This is a genomic window from Rhodococcus sp. USK10 (genome assembly GCF_019378875.1).
Lineage (GTDB): Bacteria > Actinomycetota > Actinomycetes > Mycobacteriales > Mycobacteriaceae > Rhodococcus_F > Rhodococcus_F pseudokoreensis.
This window is the reverse complement of the sequence record NZ_CP076048.1, coordinates 8,224,760-8,248,403: the sequence shown is the minus strand read 5'-3', so window position 1 is coordinate 8,248,403 and position 23,644 is coordinate 8,224,760. Positions and strand designations below refer to the sequence as shown.

General features: G+C 70.1%; 23 protein-coding genes. 2 read left to right on the top strand and 21 right to left on the bottom strand.

Annotated features, from left to right (window positions below):
• Positions 1-54: 54 nt before the first annotated feature.
• The 3 genes from I1A62_RS44805 to rpe are packed head-to-tail and all read right to left on the bottom strand — an operon-like array spanning position 55 to position 2,439.
• Positions 55-663, bottom strand: coding sequence for a riboflavin synthase (locus I1A62_RS44805; RefSeq protein WP_072942119.1), 609 nt, complete (start codon positions 661-663; stop codon positions 55-57).
• An 11-nt stretch (positions 664-674) separates the two neighbouring features.
• Complete coding sequence (gene ribD, locus I1A62_RS44800; RefSeq protein ID WP_219461749.1) at positions 675-1,727, bottom strand: bifunctional diaminohydroxyphosphoribosylaminopyrimidine deaminase/5-amino-6-(5-phosphoribosylamino)uracil reductase RibD; 1,053 nt, start codon at positions 1,725-1,727, stop codon at positions 675-677.
• Positions 1,728-1,755: 28 nt separating this feature from the next.
• Positions 1,756-2,439, bottom strand: coding sequence for a ribulose-phosphate 3-epimerase (rpe, locus tag I1A62_RS44795; RefSeq protein WP_219458248.1), 684 nt, complete (start codon positions 2,437-2,439; stop codon positions 1,756-1,758).
• Positions 2,440-2,497: 58 nt separating this feature from the next.
• Here rpe and I1A62_RS44790 point away from each other — a divergent pair, with 58 nt between their 5' ends.
• A complete protein-coding gene (locus tag I1A62_RS44790) occupies positions 2,498-2,836 on the top strand; it encodes an MmcQ/YjbR family DNA-binding protein (protein WP_124390902.1) in 339 nt (112 codons plus the stop codon).
• A 60-nt stretch (positions 2,837-2,896) separates the two neighbouring features.
• Here I1A62_RS44790 and I1A62_RS44785 read toward each other — a convergent pair whose 3' ends face one another.
• The 3 genes from I1A62_RS44785 to fmt form a co-directional block, all read right to left on the bottom strand.
• Complete coding sequence (locus tag I1A62_RS44785; protein WP_219458247.1) at positions 2,897-3,754, bottom strand: mycofactocin-coupled SDR family oxidoreductase; 858 nt, start codon at positions 3,752-3,754, stop codon at positions 2,897-2,899.
• 120 nt (positions 3,755-3,874) lie between these two features.
• Positions 3,875-5,302, bottom strand: a complete 1,428-nt coding sequence (locus I1A62_RS44780; protein WP_124390900.1) for an RsmB/NOP family class I SAM-dependent RNA methyltransferase — start codon at positions 5,300-5,302, stop codon at positions 3,875-3,877.
• Entirely contained in the window at positions 5,299-6,222 is a 924-nt protein-coding gene (fmt, locus tag I1A62_RS44775; RefSeq protein ID WP_219458246.1) for a methionyl-tRNA formyltransferase, read from the bottom strand. The genes I1A62_RS44780 and fmt overlap by 4 nt, the downstream gene beginning before the upstream one ends.
• A gap of 249 nt (positions 6,223-6,471) precedes the next feature.
• Here fmt and I1A62_RS44770 point away from each other — a divergent pair, with 249 nt between their 5' ends.
• Positions 6,472-6,678 (top strand): hypothetical protein, encoded by a 207-nt coding sequence (locus I1A62_RS44770; protein ID WP_015890616.1) that lies wholly within the window; start codon positions 6,472-6,474, stop codon positions 6,676-6,678.
• 63 nt (positions 6,679-6,741) lie between these two features.
• Here the strand turns inward: I1A62_RS44770 and I1A62_RS44765 are convergent, their stop codons facing one another.
• The 15 genes from I1A62_RS44765 to pyrR all read right to left on the bottom strand — a co-directional run bounded on the left by I1A62_RS44765 (position 6,742) and on the right by pyrR (position 23,560).
• Positions 6,742-7,719 carry a triacylglycerol lipase gene (locus tag I1A62_RS44765; protein ID WP_219458245.1) on the bottom strand — a complete coding sequence of 326 codons (978 nt, stop codon included), beginning with the start codon at positions 7,717-7,719 and terminating at the stop codon, positions 6,742-6,744.
• Between the two features lie 98 nt (positions 7,720-7,817).
• Positions 7,818-8,474, bottom strand: coding sequence for a PadR family transcriptional regulator (locus tag I1A62_RS44760; RefSeq protein ID WP_219461747.1), 657 nt, complete (start codon positions 8,472-8,474; stop codon positions 7,818-7,820).
• An 87-nt stretch (positions 8,475-8,561) separates the two neighbouring features.
• The gene (locus I1A62_RS44755) at positions 8,562-10,580 is read right to left on the bottom strand and encodes a primosomal protein N' (protein WP_219458244.1); all 2,019 of its coding nucleotides are present in this window, start codon (positions 10,578-10,580) and stop codon (positions 8,562-8,564) included.
• 46 nt (positions 10,581-10,626) lie between these two features.
• Entirely contained in the window at positions 10,627-11,841 is a 1,215-nt protein-coding gene (metK, locus tag I1A62_RS44750) for a methionine adenosyltransferase (RefSeq protein WP_120659112.1), read from the bottom strand.
• Between the two features lie 132 nt (positions 11,842-11,973).
• Positions 11,974-13,275, bottom strand: a complete 1,302-nt coding sequence (gene coaBC / locus I1A62_RS44745) for a bifunctional phosphopantothenoylcysteine decarboxylase/phosphopantothenate--cysteine ligase CoaBC (protein WP_219458243.1) — start codon at positions 13,273-13,275, stop codon at positions 11,974-11,976.
• Between the two features lie 14 nt (positions 13,276-13,289).
• A complete protein-coding gene (rpoZ, locus tag I1A62_RS44740; RefSeq protein WP_005241734.1) occupies positions 13,290-13,595 on the bottom strand; it encodes a DNA-directed RNA polymerase subunit omega in 306 nt (101 codons plus the stop codon).
• A 41-nt stretch (positions 13,596-13,636) separates the two neighbouring features.
• Complete coding sequence (gene gmk, locus I1A62_RS44735) at positions 13,637-14,260, bottom strand: guanylate kinase (RefSeq protein WP_219458242.1); 624 nt, start codon at positions 14,258-14,260, stop codon at positions 13,637-13,639.
• A gap of 8 nt (positions 14,261-14,268) precedes the next feature.
• Positions 14,269-14,589: an integration host factor, actinobacterial type gene (mihF, locus tag I1A62_RS44730; RefSeq protein ID WP_072942134.1), complete on the bottom strand. Its 321-nt coding sequence runs from the start codon at positions 14,587-14,589 to the stop codon at positions 14,269-14,271.
• 126 nt (positions 14,590-14,715) lie between these two features.
• Positions 14,716-15,561 carry an orotidine-5'-phosphate decarboxylase gene (pyrF, locus tag I1A62_RS44725; RefSeq protein WP_219458241.1) on the bottom strand — a complete coding sequence of 282 codons (846 nt, stop codon included), beginning with the start codon at positions 15,559-15,561 and terminating at the stop codon, positions 14,716-14,718.
• Entirely contained in the window at positions 15,558-18,926 is a 3,369-nt protein-coding gene (gene carB, locus I1A62_RS44720; protein WP_219458240.1) for a carbamoyl-phosphate synthase large subunit, read from the bottom strand. The genes pyrF and carB overlap by 4 nt, the downstream gene beginning before the upstream one ends.
• Complete coding sequence (gene carA, locus I1A62_RS44715; RefSeq protein WP_087555942.1) at positions 18,926-20,086, bottom strand: glutamine-hydrolyzing carbamoyl-phosphate synthase small subunit; 1,161 nt, start codon at positions 20,084-20,086, stop codon at positions 18,926-18,928. Before carA ends, carB begins: the two co-directional genes overlap by 1 nt.
• The gene (locus I1A62_RS44710; RefSeq protein ID WP_219458239.1) at positions 20,083-20,649 is read right to left on the bottom strand and encodes a transporter; all 567 of its coding nucleotides are present in this window, start codon (positions 20,647-20,649) and stop codon (positions 20,083-20,085) included. The genes carA and I1A62_RS44710 overlap by 4 nt, the downstream gene beginning before the upstream one ends.
• The gene (locus I1A62_RS44705; protein WP_219458238.1) at positions 20,646-21,989 is read right to left on the bottom strand and encodes a dihydroorotase; all 1,344 of its coding nucleotides are present in this window, start codon (positions 21,987-21,989) and stop codon (positions 20,646-20,648) included. The genes I1A62_RS44710 and I1A62_RS44705 overlap by 4 nt, the downstream gene beginning before the upstream one ends.
• Positions 21,986-22,930: an aspartate carbamoyltransferase catalytic subunit gene (locus I1A62_RS44700; RefSeq protein WP_124390892.1), complete on the bottom strand. Its 945-nt coding sequence runs from the start codon at positions 22,928-22,930 to the stop codon at positions 21,986-21,988. The genes I1A62_RS44705 and I1A62_RS44700 overlap by 4 nt, the downstream gene beginning before the upstream one ends.
• The gene (gene pyrR / locus I1A62_RS44695) at positions 22,931-23,560 is read right to left on the bottom strand and encodes a bifunctional pyr operon transcriptional regulator/uracil phosphoribosyltransferase PyrR (RefSeq protein WP_087555939.1); all 630 of its coding nucleotides are present in this window, start codon (positions 23,558-23,560) and stop codon (positions 22,931-22,933) included. It lies immediately after the preceding gene.
• Between the last annotated feature and the right edge of the window lie 84 nt (positions 23,561-23,644).

Below are 23,644 nucleotides of genomic sequence, written 5' to 3'. Positions count from 1 at the left end.
ACGCATCTTCGAATACAACGGATGCATCCGTGGGATGCTCCTCAACAGTACGACTCAACGGCCGGCCGCTTGCAGCCGCTCCACATACTTCGCGATCACGTCGACCTCGAGGTTGACGGGCGTCCCGACGGACGCCGCCCCGAGCGTGGTCAGTTGCAGCGTGGTCGGGATGAGCGAGATCTCGAAGTATTCGGCGCCGCGTTCCCCGCCGAGCGCCGACACCGTCAGCGACACACCGTCGACCGTGATGGAGCCCTTCTCCACGACGTACCGGGAAATGGCGTCGGGAAGGGCTATGCGCACGACCTCCCAGTTCTCGGACGGGCTGCGGCTGATGATGTGCCCGGTACCGTCGACGTGGCCCTGGACGAGGTGGCCGCCGAGGCGGCTGTTCAGCGCGGCGGCCCGCTCCAGGTTGACGCGGCTGCCCACGTCGATCTTCTCGAGGCTCGACCGGTTCAGCGTCTCCTGCATGACGTCCGCGGTGAAGGAGCCGTCGGCGAGTACCTCGACGACAGTGAGGCACACACCGTTCACCGCGATCGAATCGCCGTGCGACGCATCGGAAGTCACGACCGGACCACGCACGGTGAACCGTGCGGCGTCGGCCAGTTCTTCCTTGGCGACGATTTCACCCAACTCTTCGACGATCCCGGTGAACACTGTGGCTTCTCCTACGTTCGGTGACTGTCAGGGTTTTCGGACACTGCTGGAACCAGACTCAACAAAAGATCGGGGCCGATTGTTTCGACCGACTCGTGCCGGAACCGCAGGGCGCCGTCGATCGTGTGCACACCCGCCTCCGACACGGCGGACGTGCCCGCGCCGAGGACCAGCGGGGCGAGGTACGCCTGGATGCGGTCGACCCGGCCCGCGGCGAGGAACGCGCCGGCCAGCCGGGGCCCGCCCTCGAGCAGCACGTCGGTGTACTCGGCGAGCGCGGCGAGGACCTCGTCGACGTCCCGGGTGCGCAGCAGCAGGGTGGGCGCCGAGTCGTCGAGGACGTGCGCGCCGGGCGGGATGTCGCCGAGTCCGACGACGACGCGCACCGGTTGGTGCGCCGCGAGCGACCCGTCGGGCGTCCGGGCGGTCAGGCGCGGGTCGTCGGCCAGCACCGTCCCCGTCCCGACCACGATCGCGTCGAGTTTCGCGCGGTCGGCGTGCACCCGTTCGCGCGCCTCGGGGCCGGTGATCCACCGGCTGGTGCCGTCGGCGGCCGCGCTGCGCCCGTCGAGTGTGGCCGCGTACTTCCAGGTCACGTGTGGTCGTCCGGTGCGCTGCCGATGCAGCCAGGCCCGCAGCGGGCCGCGTTCGACGTCCTGCGCGCGCAGACCGGACGTCACCTCGACGCCCGCGGAGACGAGGGTCTCGGCGCCGCCCGCGGCCTCCGGGTTGGGGTCGCCGACCGCGTAGTGCACGGCGACCACACCGGCGTCGAGCAGCGCCCGCGAGCACGGCCCGGTGCGGCCGGTGTGGTTGCACGGTTCCAACGTGACGACGGCGGTGCCGCCGCGGGCGGCGTCCCCCGCCTCCCGCAGCGCGACGACCTCGGCGTGGGGGCCGCCAGGCGGCTGCGTCATTCCGACGCCGGCGATGCGCCCGGCGGCGTCGAGGACCACCGCGCCGACCGCCGGGTTCGGGCTGGTGAATCCGCGCGCCGACTCCGCGGCGCCGATCGCGATCTGCATCGCGGCGTCGAGGTCCGCCACCGAATTCTCGTGCCGCACGTGGGGGTTCACGATGTGCCGGGTGCCGCTACCGGGACGGGCTCAGGTGCGGCGACGCCTTCGCGGCGCTGGCCCGCAGGGCGCGCACGGCCTCCGCGGGATCGCTCGTGCCGTAGACGGCGGAGCCGGCGACGAAGCAGTCGACACCGGCCTCGGCGGCGGCCTCGACGGTGTCGGCGTTGATGCCGCCGTCGATCTCCACTACGAGGCGCAGCTCACCGGAGTCGACGAGGCGGCGGACGGCTTTCGCCTTCGACAGGACCTCCGGGATGAACGACTGACCGCCGAAGCCGGGTTCGACGCTCATGACGAGGAGCGTGTCGAAGTCCTTCAGGATCTCCAGGTACGGCTCGATCGGCGTGCCGGGCTTGACGCTGAGGCCGGCCTTGGCGCCGGCGGCGCGGATGTCGCGGGCGACGGACCGGGGGTCGTCGGTCGCCTCGGCGTGGAACGTGACGTTGTGCGCGCCGGCCTCCGCGTAGGGCGGCGCCCAGCGGCCTGGGTCGTCGATCATGAGATGGCAGTCGAGCGGGATGTCCGTCGCCGCGAGGAGACTCGCCACGACGGGCAGGCCGAGGGTCAGGTTGGGCACGAAATGTGCGTCCATCACGTCGACGTGCAGCCAGTCGGCACCGGCGACCGCGTCCGCCTCCTCGGCGAGACGCGCGAAATCGGCAGAGAGAATGGACGGTGCGATCATCGGGGTTGCCACGCGCCGAAGTTTAGTCGTACGCGTGTGGGGGCCGGGTCACGCGGTCCATACTGGGCGCATGCCGACCTGGACGGACGTCGTGGCGATCGGTGCGTCGCTGCCGGAGGTGCAGGAGAGCACGTCGTACAACACTCCGGCACTGAAAGTGGCGGGCAAGTTGCTCGCCCGGTTGCGGGCCGAGTCGGACGGCGGCCTGGTGGTGATGTGCGACCTCGACGAGAAGGCGGCCCTGCTCGCCGAGGGCGCGCCGTTCTACACCACTGCGCACTACGACGGCCACGGTTCGATCCTCGTGGACCTCGAGAACGTCGACGTCCCGCAGCTGACCGAGTTGCTGCGGGACGCCTGGCGGATCAAGGCCCCGGCGAAGCTGCGCAAGCAGTTCGACCAGACCTGACGGGAAGGCGAGGGCCCGGGCGGCGCCCGCACACCGGCCCGGACCCTCATCGGATCGGCGTCAGACGCCGAGCTTGAGGCCCGCCCCGGCGTCGACCCTGAGTTGCTGACCGGTGACGAACCGGGACTCGTCGGACGACAGGAACACCACCGCGTGCGAGATGTCCTCGGGTTCGACCCACGGGGTGGGCATCGCCTGCATGAACGGGAACGTGACCTTCGCGTCCTCGGCGGTCGGGTTCTCGAGGTCGGGTCGAAACGTGCGGAACATCGGGGGGCTCTGCAGCATGTCCGTGTTGCAGTTGGTGGGGTGGATCGCGTTGACGCGGATCGACTTCGGGCCCAGGGTGAGGGCGAGCGAGTTGGTGTATGTCCACAGCATTTTCTTGGCGAGGCCGTAGCCGTCGCCGCCCGGCCCCTGCAGGGCCTGCTGTCCGTTCAGTCCGGTCTGCGGGACCAGCCCGGCCACTGATCCCGTCGCGATGATCGACGCGCCGGCGTCCAGGTGCGGGAGGGCCGAGTGGATCGTGTTGACCACACCGACGAAGTCGACGTCGAACGCATCGACGAAGCCCTCGACGGGTACGTCGTTTCCGAGGGGCGCGATCCCCGCGTTGGCGACGACGACGTCCAGCCGTCCCAGCGTCGCGACCGCGGCGTCGAGCTCGCGGCGCAGCGCCGCCCGGTCGCGCACGTCCACCTTGGCGGTGACGACGCGGCGCCCCGCCTTCTCGACGAGCCGTCCCGTCTCCGCGAGGTCGGCCTCGGTGGCCAGCGGGTACTCGTTGGATGCGATGTCCTCGCAGAGGTCGAAGGCGATGATGTCGGCGCCCTCGTCGGCGAGATGCACTGCATGACTTCGACCCTGGCCCCGCGCCGCTCCGGTGATCAGAACGACCTTCCCCGCTACCCGATTCATCTGAAGTCCTCCACTCGCTTCGTGACGTACGTCTCTGTCGCGAGAAGAATTAGAACACGTTTCACAACAAAAGTGAAACAGGTTCTACTCAAGTTTTCCGATAGGGGGAAGGCGACCGTCCTACGGCTTGCGCAACGCGGCCATGAACATCGCGTCGGTCCCCTGCCGGTGCGGCCAGAGCTGGACACTCGGACCGTCTCCCAGACCGGGCACCCCTGGAACGAGTTCGCGCGTGTCGAGCGCCGTGAGCCCGTGGCGCCGCACCGCGTCCGCGACCACGGCCACCGTCTCGGACAGGTGCGGCGAACACGTCGCGTACAGGATCACGCCGCCGGGGCGAACCAGCTCGGCGGCCGACGCGAGGAGTTCCCGCTGCAGCTTCGCGAGACCCGCCACGTCCGACGGCTGCCGGCGCCACCGCGCCTCCGGACGCCGGCGCAGCGCACCCAGTCCGGTGCACGGCGCGTCGACCAGGATGCGGTCGAACCCGCCCTCCAGCCCAGGATCGCGGCCGTCGGCGACGTGCACGTCGACGGGAAGTTCCTTCGTCGTCTTGCGGATCAGGTCCGCGCGGTGTGCCACCGGTTCCACTGCGTCGAGGCGCCCGCCCTCGATCCCGGCGAGTGCACCGAGCAGGGCGGCCTTGCCGCCGGGGCCCGCGCACAGGTCGAGCCAGCGGCCGGTGTCCGGTCCGTCCAGCGGCGCCAGCGACAGCGCGCGGGCGACGAGCTGACTGCCCTCGTCCTGCACTCCGGCGAGCCCCTCGCGGACCGCGTCGAGCAGACCCGGGTCGCCGCCGTCCAGGTAGACGGCGTACGGCGAGTACCGGCCCACCTCGCCGCCGGTGGCGAGCGCGAGTTCCTCCGACGAGATCTCCCCGGGGCGGGCGACGAGATGGACCGCGGGCCGCGCGTCGTCGGCGATGAGCACGTCCTCGAGTTCCCCGGCGTCGGCGCCGAGCGCGTCCGCGAACACCTGCGCGATCCACGTGGGGTGCGCGTGCTCGAACGCCAGCCGCCCCACCGGGTCGGCCGGGGCGAGACGCTCCACCCATTCCGCCTCCGACCGCTCCGACACCCGGCGCAGCACGGCGTTGACGAAGCCAGCCTTCCCCGGACCGGCCTCCGCGCGGACCAGGTCGACGGAGGTGGCGACGGCGGCGTGCGGGGCGACGCGGGTGCGCAGCAGCTGGTAGGCGCCCAACTGGAGAACGTCGAGGAGCGGGCCGTCGATCTCGGCGATCGGCCTGCCCGCGCAGTCGGCGATCACGGCGTCGAGGAGTCCGCGGGCACGGGCGGCGCCGTACGCCAGTTCCGTGGCGAGGGCGGCGTCACGGCCGTCCAGGCGCCGCTCACGCAGCAGCCCGGGCAGGACGAGGTTGGCGTAGGCGTCGCGTTCCCGGACGGCGCGCAGCACGTCCCTCGCGGCGAGCCGCGGCTGGTCGAGTCCGGACTGGGACGCGTCGGGGCGGCGCGCCTGCCGGGGACGGTCGTTGCGGCCACCCGAGCCGGACTGGCCGCGGCGTGCGGGCCTTCTGGATTCGCTCACTGTGCCCGTACCTCCGCGTCGAGTCGTGCGCCTCGTGCCCAGTCCAGGGCGGCCATCTGTTTCTTCCCCTGCGGCTGGACGCGGTCGAGCCGCACCGCCACCGTGGACGTCCCGATCAGAAATCCGGACTTGGTCACGGCGATTTCCCCCGGCTCCAGTCGCTCGTCCGTCACGGTGACCGGGCCGACCTTGACGCGCAGATCACCGATCGTCGTCCAGGCGCCGGGCGCGGGGGTCACCGACCGGACGTGCCGGTCCACCACCGCAGCCGTTCTGTCCCACCGGATCCGGGCCGCCTCGACCGTCACCTTGGCGGCGTGCGAGACCCCCTCGGCCGGTTGCGGGACCGCGGTGATCGCGCCGTCCTCGATCCCGTCGAGCACCGACTCCAGGAGCACGGCGCCGCTGTCGGCGAGGCGTCCGAGGAGGTCGCCTGCGGTGTCGGTGTCCCGGATCCGCTCGGTGACCACCCCGTAGACCGGACCGGTGTCCATCCCCGCCTCCAGCCGGAACGCGCTCGCGCCGGTCATGTCGTCGCCCGCGCCGATCGCGGCCTGCACGGGGGCGGCCCCGCGCCACGCCGGCAACAGCGAGAAGTGCAGGTTCACCCAGCCGTGGACCGGGATGTCGAGTACCTTCTGCGGCAGCAGCGCGCCGTAGGCGACGACGGGCGCACAGTCGGGTGCGAGGTCGGTGAGGCGCGCCAGGAACTCCGGTTCCGTGGGCCGCTCGGGCGTGAGCACCTCGATGCCGTGGGAGTCGGCGAGTGCGCCGATCGGTGAGCGAACCACCTTGCGTCCACGCCCAGCGACCGCGTCGGGGCGGGTGATCACCGCGATGACGTCGTGGCGTGGCGAACGGATCAGGCGTTCGAGGGAGGGAACGGCGGGCTCGGGGGTTCCGGCGAAGACTATGCGCACGCCGGCGACCCACACGACGGACGGTGGACCGCTGCGCGGGCCGAAACGGTACTCACGAAGGAAGCTCCCCTTTGATCGACGATGTGCCGACCAGTCTAGGGAGTCGCACCCGGGCCGTGACACTCGGCGAACGGTCGGCGAAGCGATTCCGCGGAACCGCACACAGCGACGGCGGACGGGTATTGACTGTTCTGAGGCCGGCGCGAACGGTCGGGCCGGTGTCCCGTTTTCGAACCTCTGGAGGTAACGATGGCAGGAATCGAGAGCAAGTTCGACAAGGCCTACGAGACGAAGCCCGTCGAAGAACTGGCAGGCGCCCCCGTCGCCGCCCTGCAGGGCGTGAGCGATTCCGACGCCGAACACCTGGCGGCCGCGTTCAACATCAAGACCGTGAAGGACCTCGGCACCAACAAGTACTTCCTGTGGGCGCAGGCCGTCGCGAAACTGGCGGAGTAGCAGTCACACACGAGAAGCGGGGAGCCGTTCAGTGCACGGCTCCCCGCTTCTGTCCGTCGTGAGCTAGCGGTTGCTGTCGACGACGACCTCCAAGATGCCCGCGCCGATCGGGACGAACTCGCAGCGAGCGAGCGGAACCGCGTCCGGGTCGAGCGCCGCACGGACGAGATCGAGTGCGAATGGATCGTACGGAGCGCGGAAGTGCCCGGTGCCGTCCTCGGGGCATCGATCCTGGATCAGGATGTTGACCGCACCGGCGCCGCGGAGCGCCATGTTCGTGTACGGCTGAATCATCTCGTCGAACCGTGACCCGATCGTCGTGTACGAGACGCCGGGCACCGTGTCACCGCCCGAATTGAGGTCGTTCATGAACGGCGAGCCCTGCATCTGCTGACTGACGGCCACCGACGTCACCGTGCGGGCGAACTCCGGGCCGCCGGGCAGCGCCTGCACGACCGGAACGAGGCCATACATCACTCCCCCGTAGCTGGGCGACGCGAGTCCGACCCAGTGGTCGACGAACGGGGCGCCGCCGAGCTTGTTGACGTAGTACCTGGTGACGTTCGCGCCCTGCGAGTAGCCGACGACGTCGACCTTGCCGGCGCCGGTGGCGTCGCGGACCCGGTCGACGAACCGGCCGAACTCCCCCGCGCTCGCGACGATGTCCTCGGTCCCGAACGAATCGGCGCCCGGCGCACCGCCGTAGTCGAGCGCGAACACGCAGTAGCCGTCCGCGGCGAGCATCGGCGACAGGGCCGCCCAGTCGGCGTAGGCGCTGGCGTCCGTGCCGTGCGCGAGCACGACCGGCTCGGGGTGGTCCGCGGAGGGCGTACAGGAGAAATCGTTGGATCCGGCAGGCGCGCTGCCCGGGTGGTCGTGCGCATACGCGGCGGCGGCACTACGGCCGGTCTGGGGAAGCCCCGCGCCTGTGGGCACGACGAATGAGGGTGGTGAGGCGTCGTCCGCCTGGGCGGTGGACACTGCGCCGGACATCAGCAGGACGACACCCGCGACGACCGCACCGGCACCCCGAAACCTCATGATCTCTCCCGACTTCGCTGTGACATTTCGGTGAACCTTCCCAGAAAGTGCACACACTGTCGCGTCGAGCCGGCGGGTCCGCGGCGGGGTGCGGCACCCTACGAGTCGGCCTCGTCCTTGCCCGCGTCGCTCTGATCGTCTTCTGCGAGAAGGCGATACAACGAGCGCCGCGCGTCGGTGAGAATCTCGCCGGCCCGCCGGACCTGGTCGTCGTCGCCGACCGCGGCGACCTGTCCCGCAGCACCCATCAGCAGCCCGATCAGTCCCCGCAGGTCCTCGGCCGGCCTGCCGACGCTCTCCCGCACGTCGTCCCACGGGGTGCCGAGTTCGGCCCTGTTCGCTTCGACGAAGGCCTTGCCCTCGTCCGTGAGGCGCGCGGTCTTGCGGCCCGCCACCTTTTCGATGAGCACCAGACCCTCGTCCTCGAGCTGCGACAGCGCGGGATAGATCGACCCGGGACTGGGCTTCCACACCCCGTCGCTGCGTTCGACGATCTGCTGGATCAGCTCGTAGCCGTGCATCGGCTGCTCGGTGAGCAGCAGCAGGATCGCGGAGCGGACATCGCCGCGCCGTCCCCGCCCACCCCGCCCGCGTCCGCGGCCGAAGTGCATTCCGGGCCCGAAGCCCGGACCGCCCTCGGGACCGAAGCCGCCTCGGCGGTGTCCGTGACGGTGCGGCCCGTCGGGCCGTGCCATCCGTTCGCGTCCGAATCGTTCCCGTCGGGAACCTCTGTGTTCGAAATGGAAGTCTTCCATCATCAGCCTCCTTCTGTATCGCTGATGCATCAACGATATATCGTCAATTGCAGCGCGGCAAGGCTCCTTTTCTGTGACGGTGGTCAACTACCCGATGCGAATGGGGTCGATCTGTACCCGCGCGGGCTGCGAGTCCTTCCGCGCACTGCGCACCGACTGCGCCTCCCCCAGCGCCTTGGCCAGCGGTTTCCCCTCCCCGCGGGGCACCCGGATCAGCATGCGCTCCACGTCCGCCGGCTCCGGTGCATCACCGGAGAACGGCAGCCGCTCCCCGGCGGGCAATTCGACCGGGCCGAGCAATTCCGCATTCTCCGGTAGATCGGCGAGGTCCAGGAGGTCGGCGATCGCCTTCGCGCTGCCGTCGATCGCAGCGAGATGGATGGCGGGCGGAAATCCGACCTCCGCCCGCTCCTCGTACTGCGCACGCGCGTGACCGACCGGATCCCAGCGGACCAGCGCCTGCACCGTCGGAATGCCCGAATCGGCCACCACGACCACCTGACCGCCGTCGGCGAACGGGCGCACGAGCGACGACGCCGTCATCCACCGCCGCATCGTCTCCTCGGCGGCACGCAGGTCGGGGCGGCCCAGCAGCGCCCAGCCGTCGAGCAGCAACGCCGCGCCGTAGCCGCCCGGCATCACCGGTTCGGCCCCGACCGTCGACACCACGAGGATGGGGCCCTGCTTCACTTCGTCGACGACGTCCGACCCTCCGGACATCCGGACGGCGACCCCCGGGAATGCGCGGCCCAGTTCCTCGGCGGTGCGTCCCGCACCGACCACGACCGCGCGCAGCGCCCGCGCTCCGCACGCGTGGCAGCGGTGCGCGGCGTCGGCGACGCCGCACCACCGGCACGCGGGTGTCCCCGCCCCGTCCGGACCGGCCTCGGACGGCAGCGCGAGCGGACCGTTGCACCGCCGGCACCGCGCGGGCGCCCGGCACTTGCCGCACGCGAGGCTGGGGACGTAGCCCCGCCGGGGCACCTGGACCAGCACACCCCGGCCTGCACCGAGAGCCTCCCGGGCCGCGGCGAACGCGATGGCCGGCAACCGGGCGGCCCGCGCTCCGGGGTCGCGGGCCAGGGCGTGGTCACTGTCTGCGAGTGCGGTGATCTTCGGGGCGGCCGCGCGCACGGTGTCCCGGGAGGCCACGAGGTCGTGCGCCCAGCCCGAGTCGACCAGGGCCTGTGCCTCCGCGGTGCGCGCGTGCCCGGCCAGCACCACCGCGCACCCACTGGCGTACGCGCGGAGCAGCGCCACCTCGCGGGCGTGCGGGTACGGTGCGCGCGGTTCGGAATGGTTGTCGTCCCCGTCGTCCCACACCACGATCAGTCCGGTGCGCGGTGTCGGCGCGAACACCGAACTCCGGGTTCCGACGACGACCCTGGCGGTCCCGCGCAGCGCCGCCAGCCACCGCCGGTAGCGCAGGGCGGGCCCGAGACCGGCGGCGAGTCCGACGACGGCGTCCTTGCCCAGCAGCGCCGCCACCGCGGCGACCACCCGGTCGAGGTCGCGCTGGTCGGGGACGACGACGACGGTGCTCGCCCCGGTGGCGGCGACGAGCCCGGACAGTTCGGCGAGACGTGCCGGCCAGTCCTCGGCGGGGAGCGCCTGCCACACCGCGCGTGGGGCGCGCCCCTCCGACAGCGCCGTCAGGAACGCGGCGCCGTGCATGTACCGGTCCCACGCGTCGGTGGCGATCGCGGTGCCGGACACCTCGGTCGGTTCGGATGCGGCCTCGGACTCCGCCCGCGCGTGCCTCGGCGGGATCGCGAGCCGCAGGACGTCGGCGCGGGTTCCGGCGTAGCGGCCGGCGACGAGGTCGACCACCCGGGTGATCTCCTCGGTCAGCACCCGTTCGGGTGAGATCACCCGTTCGAGCCAGCCAAACCGGCCCTGATGGTCGCTCGTCGCGGTGCGGGCGACGACGAATCCGTCGACGAGGCGCCCCGCGAACCGGATGCGGACCCGGACCCCGGGCTGCGCATGCTCGTCGAGGTCCTTCGGCACCAGATAGTCGAACTCGCGGTCGAGGTGAGCGAGCGGAAGGAGCGGCAGCACCCGGGCAACCGGGTCGACTTCTGCCGCAACCTTTTCCGCGCTCACGCGGCGGCCCCTACCGCAGCGGCGCCCGCCGCGCCGTGCCTACCGATCAGAGGCCTGCGGCTGCCCGCAGCTTCTCCGCCCGGTCGATGCTCTCCCACGGGAGGTCGATGTCGGTGCGACCGAAGTGACCGTACGCCGCGGTCTGCGCGTAGATCGGGCGCAGCAGGTCGAGGTCGCGGATGATGGCGCCCGGACGCAGATCGAACGTCTCGGTGATGGCCTGCTGGATCCGTGCCGGATCCGTCTTCTCGGTCCCGAACGTCTCGACGAACAGGCCCACCGGCGCCGCCTTGCCGATCGCGTACGCCACCTGGACCTCGATGCGGTCCGCGAGACCCGCCGCGACCGCGTTCTTGGCCACCCAGCGCATGGCGTAGGCCGCCGACCGGTCGACCTTGGACGGGTCCTTGCCGGAGAATGCGCCGCCGCCGTGGCGGGCCATGCCGCCGTACGTGTCGACGATGATCTTGCGGCCGGTCAACCCGGCGTCGCCCATCGGGCCGCCGAGCACGAACTTGCCGGTCGGGTTGACGAGCAGGCGAATGTTCGAGACGTCGAGTTCGGGCATGTCGATCTCGGCGAGTACCGAACCGAGCACCTTTTCCCGCAGATCCGGGGTGAGCAGGTTGTCGAGGTCGATGTCGGCGGCGTGCTGCGTCGAGATGACCACGGTGTCGAGACGGACCGCCTTGTCACCGTCGTATTCGATGGTGACCTGGGTCTTGCCGTCCGGACGGAGGTACGGCAGGACCCCCGACTTGCGGACCTCGGTGAGTCGACGCGACAGCCGGTGCGCCAGCGCGATCGGCAGCGGCATCAGTTCCGGGGTGTCGGTGGTGGCGAACCCGAACATCAGGCCCTGGTCGCCTGCGCCCTGACGGTCGATCTCGTCGTCGCTCAGTTCGCCGGTGCGGACCTCGTGCGAGTGGTCGACGCCCTGGGCGATCTCCGGGGACTGCGCCCCGATCGCGACGTTGACGCCGCAGGAGTTGCCGTCGAAGCCCTTGGCCGAGGAGTCGTACCCGATCTCGAGGACGGTGTCACGCACGATCTTGGGGATGTCGGCGTAGGCGGTGGTCGTCACCTCACCGGCGACGTGGACCTGTCCGGTGGTCACCAGCGTCTCGACGGCGACACGGGCACGGGGATCGTCGGTGAGGAGCGCGTCGAGGATGGAGTCGCTGATCGCATCACAAATCTTGTCCGGGTGCCCCTCGGTCACAGACTCACTGGTGAATAGCCGACTACCGGACTGGCTCACAGAATTCCCTCTCGACAGTTGTCCTGAACAGCACGTGAAAACAGCTTAGCTGCGTAATACAACGAACGACCCTAACGCCACCCCGGCGGGAGTGACACCCTTAGAATCACCGAAACCCTCCCGAACGTTTCGTCAAAGTGTCCGGAAGAGCTGGTCGACGGCGTCGAGCACCCGGCTCGCCATCAACGCCTTCGATCCGTGCTCGAGCGCGGACTCGGAACCGTCGGCTCCGAGCAGCCACCCGTCGTTGTGGTCGACCTCGAACGCCTTGCCCTCACCGACCGCGTTGACGACGAGGAGATCGCAACCCTTACGCGCGAGCTTGGCCCGTGCATACGTGAGGACGTCGCCGTCCGCGTCACCGGTCTCGGCCGCGAATCCGACGATCACGGTCTTCGCCGGGATCTCGCCGTCCCTCCGGGACTGGACGAGGCCGGCGAGGATGTCCTCGTTCTTGGTGAGTGCGATCGAGTCGGGCTCGCCCGCACCCTTCTTGATCTTGCTCGCCACCGTCGTCGTCGGCCGGAAGTCGGCGACGGCCGCGGCCATGATCACCGCGTCGAACCCGGGCGCATGCTTGGCGACGGCGACCCGCATGTCTTCCGCGGTGCGCACGTGCACCACGTCGACGGCGGCCGGGTCGGCGAGGCCGGCGGTGTACCCGGAGACGAGGGTGACCTCGGCGCCGCGCTGCACGGCGAGCCGGGCGATGGCGTACCCCTGCTTGCCCGAACTGCGGTTCCCGAGGAACCGCACCGGGTCGAGCGGTTCCCGGGTGCCGCCCGCGGACACGAGGACCCGCCGGCCCTCGAGGTCGCGGGGCAGCGCGTCGGGACGCTCGACCAGCAACGACGCCAACCCGACGATCTCGTCGGGTTCGGGCAGCCGGCCGGCGCCGGTGTCCTTGCCGGTGAGGCGGCCGGATGCGGGTTCGATGACGGTCACGCCGCGGGCGCGCAGCGTCGCGACGTTGGCGACGGTGGCCGGGTGCTCCCACATCTCGGTGTGCATCGCGGGTGCGAACACAACGGGACATCGCGCGGTGAGCAGCGTGGCGGTGAGCAGGTCGTCCGCGCGTCCCGCCACGGCCCGTGCCATGAGGTCCGCGGTGGCGGGTGCGATGACGACGAGATCCGCTTCCTGCCCGAGACGGACGTGCGGAACCTGCGGAACGTCGGTGAACACACCCGTGTGCACGGGGTTGCCCGACAGCGCCTCGAACGTCGCCTTGCCGACGAACTCGAGCGCGGACTCCGTCGGGATGACCCGCACGTGGTGTCCGGCCTCGGTGAAGGCGCGGATGACGGCGCAGCTCTTGTACGCGGCGATGCCGCCGCCGACACCGACGACGATCCGCTTGCGCACCCCCGAGGGCACCGGTTCCGGTGAATCCGTCCCGAGCCCGGAACCCGGGCCCGCTGCCTGGTCAGGCACCGCAGATCCTCCGCTCACTCGCCTTCGGTGTGCTCGAGAAGATCGGAGTGGATCTCACGCAGCGCGATCGACAGCGGCTTCTCCTGCAGCCCCGGCTCCACGAGGGGGCCGACGTACTCGAGGATGCCGTCGCCGAGCTGGTTGTAGTAGTCGTTGATCTGACGCGCACGCTTGGCCGCGTAGATCACCAGCGCGTACTTCGACGACGTGCGGGCGAGAAGCTCGTCGATCGGAGGGTTGGTGATGCCGAGCGGGGTGTCGTAGGCCGGCAGGGCGCCGTGGCTGGGTGTGGCGGACGCTACTGCGGGGGTGCTGCTCACTCGGTATCTCCTGAAATTGTTCTGGCTAGTTGATGTGAGATCTAGGGGGTCGACTCGGACTGTTCCGGTCGTCCAACCAACAAGGATACCAACTCGTCGCACGTTCGGCTGACATCCTCGTTCACGACGACCACGTCGAACTCGTCCTTGGCCTCCAGCTCGACCCGGGCGGTCGCGAGACGCCGCTCCACAACCTCGGCGGATTCGGTGCCCCGGCCGGTCAACCTCTCGACCAGCACGTCCCAGCTCGGGGGCGCCATGAAGACGAGCAGAGCCTCCGGCATCGCAGCACGGACGGCCCGCGCACCGGCGAGATCGACCTCGACCAGCACCGGTCTGCCCTGTTCGATCGCCGCGCGGACCGGTGCGGCCGGGGTTCCCGACAGCTGGAGTCCGCCGTGGATCTCGGCCCATTCGAGCAGCTCACCGGAATCGATCATCCGCTGGAACTCGTCACGAGAGGTGAACCGGTAGTCCTTGCCGTCCACCTCGCCCGGACGTGGATCGCGCGTCGTCGCGGACACGCTGAAGACGAGCTCCGGCATCCGCTCACGCAGGAGTCGCACCACGCTGGACTTACCGACGGCCGAGGGGCCGGCCAGTACTACCAGCCGACCCCTCCGCACTGCGGTCTTGCGCTCTGACACTTGTGCGTCAGCTACCACTGTCGTGCTCAGGCCTCGAAGTCGAACTTCGCGAGCAGTGCCTTCCGCTGCCGATCGCCGAGGCCACGGAGGCGACGGGTCGGAGCGATCTCCAGCTCGGTCATGATCTCCTGCGCCTTGACCTTGCCCACCTTGGGCAGCGCCTCGAGCAGTGCCGACACCTTCATCTTGCCCAGGATCTCGTCGTCCTCGGCGTCCTTGAGAACCTGCTTGAGGTCGGTGCCACCACGCTTCAGGCGCTCCTTGAGCTCAGCCCTGGCCTTGCGGGCAGCAGCTGCCTTCTCCAAAGCAGCAGCGCGCTGCTCATCAGTCAACTGGGGAAGGGCCACGGTTCCTCCGTCTCGTCGTTGGCAAATAGTCCAAACCACTGGATAACCAGCAGCGATAGCGACCGTACTCACGCCCGGCGCCGATTGCGAACCCACCCCCCGAGGTCAGAGCCGGATTCAGGTGGGCTATGAGAGTGCGGACTCGATCTCGTCACGCACCTTCACGGCCGCCTCACGCAGTGCCGCCGCCGACGGTCCGGCCTGGAGAACACCACGAGAACTGTTCGGCAACAACAGTTTTCGCGAATCGGGGAAAATGTCGGCGAGATCACCGGGAGTCGCGCCCTGGGCACCGAGACCGGGCGCGAGAATCGGCCCGGAAAAATTCGACAAATCCAAGCCGTGTCCGCGTGTCGCGCCCACCACCAGCCCCACCAGACCCGGTTGGGCGCTGTTGTGCCGGACCGCCGCGTCCACCACGGACTGGGCCACGGACACCCCTGCGGCCGTCCCCGCCGCCTGCAGATCGCCGCCCTCGGGATTGGACGTCCGGGCCAGCACGAAGAGCCCGCGGCCCTGCTCCGCCGCCAGCGACAGCGCCGGATCGAGTGCGCCGAATCCCAGGTACGGCGACACCGTCACGGCATCGGACGACAGAGGGGACTCCGCACCCAGCCAGGACTGCGCGTACGCCGCCATCGTCGACCCGATGTCCCCGCGCTTGGCGTCGGCGACGACGAGCGTCCCTGCCTCTCTGAGGACCGAAATGGTGCGTTCGAGCACCGCGAACCCGGCGGAGCCGTACGCTTCGAAGAACGCCACCTGAGGCTTCACGACGGCCACCTCACCGACGAAGGCCTCGACGCAGATCTCCGCGAACGTCTCCAGCCCCTCGGCGGAGACGGGCAGCCCCCAGGCCTCGAGCAGCCCCGGATGCGGGTCGATGCCGACACACAACCGCCCCCGGTGCTCGACCGCCGACGTCAGCCGATGCAACCAGGAGTGGTGGTGGTGGTGATGGTGTCCGCTCACGACGAGACGGATCCGGTCGAGGGGGCGACGACGACGGCCGGCGACCGCAGCCGCGCGTGCAGCGCCTGGAGCGACTGGACGCCGATGTCGCCGCGGATCGCGGCCTCGATGCCCTGCACCGCCGCGGACGCGCCCTGCACGGTGGTGACGCACGGGATGTTCATGGCGACGGCTGCACTGCGGATCTCGTAGCCGTCGACACGCGGTCCGGAGTTGCCGTACGGCGTGTTGATCACCATGTCGACCTCACCGTCGCGGATCGTCTCGACGATGGTGCGCTCCCCCGCCTCCAGCTTCTCGCCGGAGTGCTTGTGCACCTCCTGGCAGGTGATCCCGTTGCGGCGGAGAACCGCCGCGGTGCCCTCGGTGGCCAGGATCCGGAAGCCCAGGTCGGCGAGCCGCTTGACCGGGAAGATCAGCGACCGCTTGTCCTTGTTGGCGACCGACACGAACACCGAGCCCGAGGTGGGCAGCGAACCGTACGCGGCCGTCTGGCTCTTCGCGAACGCGGTGCCGAAGTCGGCGTCGATGCCCATGACCTCGCCGGTCGACTTCATCTCCGGGCTCAGCAGGGTGTCGACCCCGGTGCCGTCGGCGCGGCGGAACCGGTTGAACGGCAGCACCGCCTCCTTGACGGCGACGGGCGCGTCCGCCGGGGTCCAGCCGCCGTCGCCGGTGGCCGGGAGCACGCCGCTCGTGCGCAGATCGGCGATGGACTCGCCGAGCATGACGCGGGCGCACGCCTTGGCGAGCTGCACGGCCGTCGCCTTGGACACGAACGGCACGGTGCGGCTGGCGCGGGGGTTGGCCTCGAGGACGTACAGGATGTCGTCCTTGAGGGCGTACTGGACGTTGAGCAGGCCCTTCACGCCGATGCCCTTGGCGAGCGCCTCCGTGGAGCGGCGCACGTTCTCGAGGTCGGCGCGGCCGAGGGTGATCGGCGGCAGCGCGCAGGCCGAGTCGCCGGAGTGGATACCGGCCTCCTCGATGTGCTCCATCACGCCGCCGAGGTACACCTCGGTGCCGTCGCACAGGGCGTCGACGTCGATCTCGATGGCGTCTTCCAGGAACCGGTCGACGAGCACCGGCCGGTCGTCGGAGATCTCGGTGGCGCGAGAGATGTAGCTCTCCAGGGACGCCTCGTCGTACACGATCTCCATGCCGCGGCCACCGAGGACGTACGACGGCCGGACCAGCACCGGGTATCCGATGCCGGCCGCGATGTCGCGGGCGCCGGCGAACGTGGTGGCGGTGCCGAACTTGGGGGCGGGCAGACCGGCGTCGACCAGCACCTTCCCGAACTCGCCGCGGTCCTCCGCGAGGTCGATGGCCTCGGGGCTGGTGCCGACGATCGGCACCCCCGCCGCCTTCAGCCGCTTCGCCAGACCCAGCGGGGTCTGGCCGCCGAGCTGCACGATCACACCGGCGACGGTGCCCGAGATCGACTCCGCCCGGTACACCTCGAGCACGTCCTCGAACGTCAGCGGTTCGAAGTACAGCCGGTCGGCCGTGTCGTAGTCGGTGGAGACGGTCTCCGGGTTGCAGTTGACCATCACGGTCTCGTAGCCGGCCTCCGACAGCGTCAGCGCGGCGTGCACGCACGAGTAGTCGAACTCGATGCCCTGACCGATGCGGTTCGGTCCGGAACCGAGGATCAGGACCTTCGGACGCTCGGTCTGCGGGGCCACCTCGGACTCGGCCGCCGGGTCCAGTTCGTACGTGGAGTAGTGGTACGGCGTCTTCGCCTCGAACTCGGCGGCGCAGGTGTCGACCGTCTTGTAGACGGGGTGGACGTCCCACTGCTCACGCAGCGCGCGGACCGCGTCCTCGCCGCCGATCTCGGGGCGCAGGGCCGCGATCTGCCGGTCCGACAGGCCGTGGTGCTTGGCGCGCCGCAGGACCCGCTCGCTCACCTCGGGGGACTCGCGCAGCGTGTCGCCGAGTTCGTGGATCTGCAGGATCTGGTCCAGGAACCACGGGTCGATCTTCGTGGCGTCGAACAGCTGCTCGACGGTGGCGCCGAGCGCGAACGCCTTCTCGATGCCGTACACGCGTCCGTCGCGGGGGATGCTCAGTTCCGCGAGGAGACTGTCGAGGTCGGCGGCCTCCACGTCGGGACCGGTCCAGTACCCGGCCCGCTTGGTCTCGAGCGAGCGCAGCACCTTGCCGAACGCCTCGGTGAAGTTGCGGCCGATCGACATGGCCTCACCGACCGACTTCATCGTGGTGGTAAGGGTGTCGTCGGCGCCGGGGAACTTCTCGAACGCGAAGCGAGGCGCCTTGACCACGACGTAGTCGAGGGTCGGCTCGAAGCACGCCGGCGTTTCCTTGGTGATGTCGTTGACGATCTCGTCCAGGGTGTAGCCGATGGCGAGCTTCGCGGCGATCTTCGCGATCGGGAAGCCGGTCGCCTTCGACGCGAGCGCACTGGACCGGGACACGCGCGGGTTCATCTCGATGACGACGAGGCGCCCGTCGGCAGGGTCCATCGCGAACTGGATGTTGCAGCCACCGGTGTCGACGCCGACCTCGCGGAGGATGTCGATGGAGAGGTCGCGCATCGCCTGGTACTCACGGTCGGTGAGGGTCATGGCGGGGGCGACGGTGATCGAGTCGCCGGTGTGCACACCGACCGGGTCGACGTTCTCGATCGAGCACACGATCACGACGTTGTCGCGGCCGTCGCGCATCAGCTCGAGCTCGTATTCCTTCCACCCGAGGATCGACTCCTCGATCAGCACGTTGGCGGTGGGGGACGCCGCGAGGCCGCAGCCGGCGATCCGCGTGAGGTCCTCGTCGTCGTAGGCCATGCCGGAGCCGAGTCCGCCCATCGTGAACGACGGCCGCACGACCACCGGGAAGCCCAGTTCGGCGACCGTGTCGCGGACCTCGTCCATCGTGTAGCAGACGCGGGAGCGCGCCGACTCGCCACCGACCTTGGCGACGATGTCCTTGAACTTCTGCCGGTCCTCACCGCGCTGGATGGCGTCGAAGTCGGCGCCGATCAGCTCGACGTCGTACTTCTCGAGGATGCCCTGCTCGTGCAGCGCCACCGCGGTGTTGAGGGCCGTCTGGCCGCCGAGCGTCGCAAGGACGGCGTCGATCGGGTGCCCCTTCTCGGCCTCGAGGGCGATGACCTTCTCGACGAACTCGGCGGTGATCGGCTCCACGTACGTGGCGTCCGCGAATTCGGGGTCGGTCATGATCGTGGCCGGGTTGGAGTTGACGAGGCTGACCCGCAGGCCCTCCTCGCGCAGCACCCGGCAGGCCTGGGTTCCGGAGTAGTCGAACTCACAGGCCTGGCCGATGACGATCGGCCCGGAGCCGATCACCAGGATGTGGGAGAGATCGGTACGGCGTGGCATTAGTTCTTGACTCCCTCGAGCAGGCTGGTGAAGCGGTCGAACAGGTACGCAGCGTCGTGCGGGCCCGCCGCGGCCTCGGGGTGGTACTGCACCGAGAAGGCGGATCCGTCGAGTAGGCGGACCCCCTCGACGGCACCGTCGTTGGCGCAGGTGTGACTGACGACGGCCTTGCCGAACGGGGTGTCGAACTCCTGTCCGGCCTCCCCCTCCAGCGCGAACCCGTGGTTCTGCGCCGTGATCGCGATGCGTCCGGTCTCGTGTTCGACGACCGGGATGTTGATGCCCCGGTGACCGAACTTCATCTTGTAGGTGCCGAGACCGAGTGCGCGCCCGAGGATCTGGTTGCCGAAGCAGATGCCGAACAGGGGCAGGCCCTGCCCGATGACTTCCTTCGTCAGGTGCACGGCGCCGTCGGCGGTCGCCGGGTCGCCGGGACCGTTGGAGAGGAAGACGCCATCGGCCTTCAGGTCCAGGATCTGCGCGAGCGTGGCGTCGGACGGGAGCACGTGCACCCGGATGCCGCGCTCGGCGAACATGCGCGGGGTGTTGGTCTTGATGCCGAGGTCGATGGCCGCGACCGTGAAGCGCGCCTCTCCCCCGGTCGGCTCGACGACGTACCCGCTGGTGGTGCTGACCTCGCCGGCGAGGTCCGCGCCGAGCATCGACGGCTGGCCCTTCACCCGGTCGAGCAGCACGTCGGTGTCGGCGAGGGCGTCGCCGGAGAACACGCCGGCGCGCATGGAGCCGCGGGTACGCAGGTGGCGGACCAGGGCCCGCGTGTCGATGCCGGCGATCCCGACGACGCCCTGCTTGACGAGTTCGTCCTGCAGGGATCCGGTGGCACGCCAGCTGGACGTGCGGCGGGCGGGGTCGCGGACGACGTACCCGGCGACCCAGATCTTCGCCTCGGCGCTGCTGCCCGTGGGACCGACGGACTCGTCGTCCTCGTCGTTCCACCCGGTGTTGCCGATCTGCGGCGCGGTGGCCACGACGATCTGGCGGTGGTAGCTGGGGTCGGTGAGCGTCTCCTGGTAGCCGGTCATACCGGTGCTGAAGACGGCCTCACCGAGCGTCTGGCCGACGGCCCCGAAAGTGGTGCCCCGGAATACCCGCCCGTCCTCGAGGACCAGTACTGCAGAGTCGGTGTCGTAGCCGCTCATGCGTTCTCTCCGTTCTGCTCGACCTCACCAGAGCTCGCCGCATTCGCTGAATCTTCACTGTCTGTCTTGCCGTCCGGTGTCCCTGTGCCCACCCAGGCCGGGTACACGGACTTGTCGTCGCTCCGGAAACCGGTGTCGATCTCGGTGCCGGTCGGCAGCTCCCACCGGATCACCAGGACGCCGTCCTTGCTCATGACCTTGCCCGCGAGGCCGCGTTCGGTGCGCACCGCGCGGACCGCGTCCTGCGGGATCCAGATCGCCGACGCCCCGTCGCGTTCGAGCAGGATCCCGGTTTCGTAGCGGGAGATCTCGCCCGTCGCCCGGAAGCCGAGGTCGCCGACCGCGATCCGGTCCTGCCAGCTGGGGGCGAGGGTGCTGCCCACGTACAGTCCGGTGGCCGGGGCGATCGTCTGCGCGCCGAGGTGCACGGGCACGCCGGGAAGCTGCCCGACCCGGTCGGCCTGCCGCCGGGCCCGGCCGCGCCAGCCGATGTACATGAGGAAGATGGCCAGCGCCCAGAACGCGACGAGGCCCACAACCCACAGAATTCTCTCCACCGTCATCCCCTGCCGTTTCGCACCCGGACGCGGGCCTGGCCGTCGCTCGCGGTGATCCGGCCGCGCAGGATCGTCGTCGTCACCCGCGCCGGGAGGGTCATCGACTCGTACGGCGTGTTGTGGGCGACGCTGGCGAGATCGGGGCCGTGGACGGTCCATTCGGCGTCCGGGTCGACCAGCACGAGGTTGGCGGGCTCGCCGACCTCGAGCGGGCGACCCTGGTCGTCGAGTCCGACGATCTCGGCCGGGCGCTCACTCATCACCCGGGCCACGCCGCGCCAGTCGAGCAGCCCCGTGCGGACCATCGTCTGCACGACGATCGACAGCGCGGTCTCGAGCCCCAGCATTCCGGGGCGGGCGACCGCGAACTCGCAGCACTTGTCCTGCTCGGCGTGCGGCGCGTGGTCGGTCGCGACACAGTCGATGGTCCCCTCGGCCAGTCCGGCCCGCAGCGCGGCGACGTCGCTCGCCTCCCGCAGGGGCGGGTTCACCTTGTTGACGGCGTCGTACGTCTCGAGCCGGGAGTCGTCGAGCAGCAGGTGGTGCGGGGTGACCTCGGCGGTGATCGAAATACCTTGCCCGCGTGCCCACTTCATCAGTTCGACGGTGCCCGCGGTGGAGGCGTGGCAGATGTGCACCCGCGCCCCGGCGTCGCGGGCGAGCAGTGCGTCGCGGGCGACGATCGACTCCTCGGCGGCGCGGGGCCAGCCCGCCAGCCCGAGCCGGGCGGCGGTGGGTCCCTCGTGCGCGATCGCGCCGACGGTCAGTCGCGGCTCCTCCGCGTGCTGCGCGATGAGCACCCCGAGCGAACTCGAGTACTCGAGGGCCCGGCGCATGATCAGCGGGTCGTAGACGCAGTGGCCGTCGTCCGAGAACATCCGCACCCTGCCGGTCCCCGACGCCATCGTGGCCATCTCGGCGAGCTGCTTGCCCTCGAGCCCGACGGTGACGGCGCCGACGGGGTGCACGTCGACGAGCCCGACCTCCTGGCCGCGGCGCCACACGTGGTCGGTGACGACCACCGAATCGGCGACCGGGCTGGTGTTGGCCATCGCGAACACCGCGGTGTACCCGCCGAGCGCGGCGGCGGCGGAACCGGAATCGATGGTCTCGGTGTCCTCGCGGCCGGGTTCCCGCAGGTGGGTGTGCAGGTCGACGAAACCGGGGAGCAGGATCTGCCCCGCCGCGTCGATCACCTCGGCGTCGGGCGCGGCGTCCTTGCCCGCATCCGCACCGATCGCGGCGATGACTCCGTGACCGAGCAGAACGTCGGTGGGCTCGCCCTCGCCGTACAGCAACACGTTCTTGATGAGCACTGTCTCTCCTGTCACTGCACTGTCACTCATCCCGCAACTTCCTCCGCCCCGACCAGCAGCCGGAACAGCACCGCCATCCGCATGTGCACACCGTTGGTCACCTGCTGCAGCACGGCGGTTCTCGACGAATCGGCCACCGCCGAGGCGATTTCCATGCCGCGCAGCATCGGACCGGGGTGCAGCACCACCGCGTGCTCGGGAAGCAGCGCCAGCCGCTTCTCCGAGAGGCCGTAATTGATCGAGTACTCCCGCTGGGACGGGAAGAACCCGCCGTTCATCCGTTCCGCCTGCACCCGCAGCATGAGGACGGCGTCGAGACCGGGCAGCTCCGCGTCGAGGGAATGCGCCACCGACACCGGCCACGACGTCACACCGACCGGGAGCAGCGTGGGCGGCGCGACGAGAACGACCTCGGCGCCGAGCATCGACAGCAGCAGCGCGTTCGACCGCGCGACCCGGCTGTGCAGGATGTCGCCGACGATGGCGATGCGCTTGCCCTCGATGTCGCCGAGGCGCTGACGCAGCGTGAGCGCGTCGAGCAGCGCCTGGGTGGGGTGTTCGTGCGTGCCGTCGCCGGCGTTGATCACCGCGGGTCCGCCGTCGTCCTGACGTCCGGTCCAGCTCGCGATCTGGTGGGCCGCACCCGACGCGGGGTGCCGCACGATCAGGGCGTCGGCGCCGGCGGCGCGCAGCGTCATCGCCGTGTCCCGGAGGGATTCGCCCTTCGACACCGACGAACTGGACGCGCTGACGTTGATGACGTCCGCGCTCATCCACTTCCCGGCGACCTCGAACGACACCCGGGTGCGGGTCGAGTTCTCGAAGAACACGGTCATGACGGTCCGGCCGCGCAGCGTCGGGAGCTTGCGCACCTCACGTCCGAGGAGGGCCTGTTCGAAGCGTTCGGCCTCGTCGAGAAGTTCGACGGCCGATTCCCGTGTCAGGTCCGCGATCGACAACAGGTGCTTCACTTAGCTCTTCCCCCCGGAGATCATGACCGCGTCGCGGCCGTCGTGTTCGCTCAGGAGCACCTTGACGTCCTCGGTGCGGGCGGTGGGCACGTTCTTGCCCACGTAGTCGGCGCGCAGCGGCAGTTCGCGGTGCCCGCGGTCGACGAGGACGGCCAGCTGGACGGCGCGGGGCCGCCCGAGGTCGCGGAGGGCGTCGAGCGCCGAGCGGACGGTGCGGCCGGAGAACAGCACGTCGTCGACGAGGACGACCAGGGTGTTGTCGACGCCGCCCTCGGGAACCGAGGTGCGTTCGAGGGGGCGGTGCGGTTTGGTGCGCAGATCGTCGCGGTACAGGGTGATGTCGAGGGAACCGACCGGTGGGCGCACCCCGGAGAATTCTTCGATCTTCCCCGCGAGCCGCGCGGCGAGCGTCGTGCCCCGGGTCGGGATGCCGATCAGAACGACACGCGGCGCTTCACCGTCGGCGGCGTCGATCGCGGTCTTCTCGATGATCTGGTGCGCGATTCGCGCAATGGTCCGTCCCACATCGGCCGCGGACAGCAGCTCACGTGCAGGTTCGACGGACGGGGACTCTTCTGGTGTTGAATCCGCCGGTTCCCCGGCGGGGCGAGACCCTTCGGGCACGCGCATACAACGACCTCCTTCTCCGCCTCACTGGACGGATCGTTAAAGGATGCCTGACGCGGACAGCTTATCAGCGCGTCGACTGCGCCA

Coding starts and splice junctions, on each gene's coding strand:
- I1A62_RS44760 (WP_219461747.1), bottom strand. CDS start 8,474: ATGGAAGACTTCCATTTCGAACACAGAGGTTCCCGACGGGAACGATTC.
- I1A62_RS44770 (WP_015890616.1), top strand. CDS start 6,472: ATGGCAGGAATCGAGAGCAAGTTCGACAAGGCCTACGAGACGAAGCCC.
- carA (WP_087555942.1), bottom strand. CDS start 20,086: ATGAGCGGCTACGACACCGACTCTGCAGTACTGGTCCTCGAGGACGGG.
- I1A62_RS44790 (WP_124390902.1), top strand. CDS start 2,498: ATGCCGACCTGGACGGACGTCGTGGCGATCGGTGCGTCGCTGCCGGAG.
- I1A62_RS44765 (WP_219458245.1), bottom strand. CDS start 7,719: ATGAGGTTTCGGGGTGCCGGTGCGGTCGTCGCGGGTGTCGTCCTGCTG.
- pyrR (WP_087555939.1), bottom strand. CDS start 23,560: ATGCGCGTGCCCGAAGGGTCTCGCCCCGCCGGGGAACCGGCGGATTCA.
- I1A62_RS44705 (WP_219458238.1), bottom strand. CDS start 21,989: ATGAGTGACAGTGCAGTGACAGGAGAGACAGTGCTCATCAAGAACGTG.
- I1A62_RS44710 (WP_219458239.1), bottom strand. CDS start 20,649: ATGACGGTGGAGAGAATTCTGTGGGTTGTGGGCCTCGTCGCGTTCTGG.
- carB (WP_219458240.1), bottom strand. CDS start 18,926: ATGCCACGCCGTACCGATCTCTCCCACATCCTGGTGATCGGCTCCGGG.
- I1A62_RS44785 (WP_219458247.1), bottom strand. CDS start 3,754: ATGAATCGGGTAGCGGGGAAGGTCGTTCTGATCACCGGAGCGGCGCGG.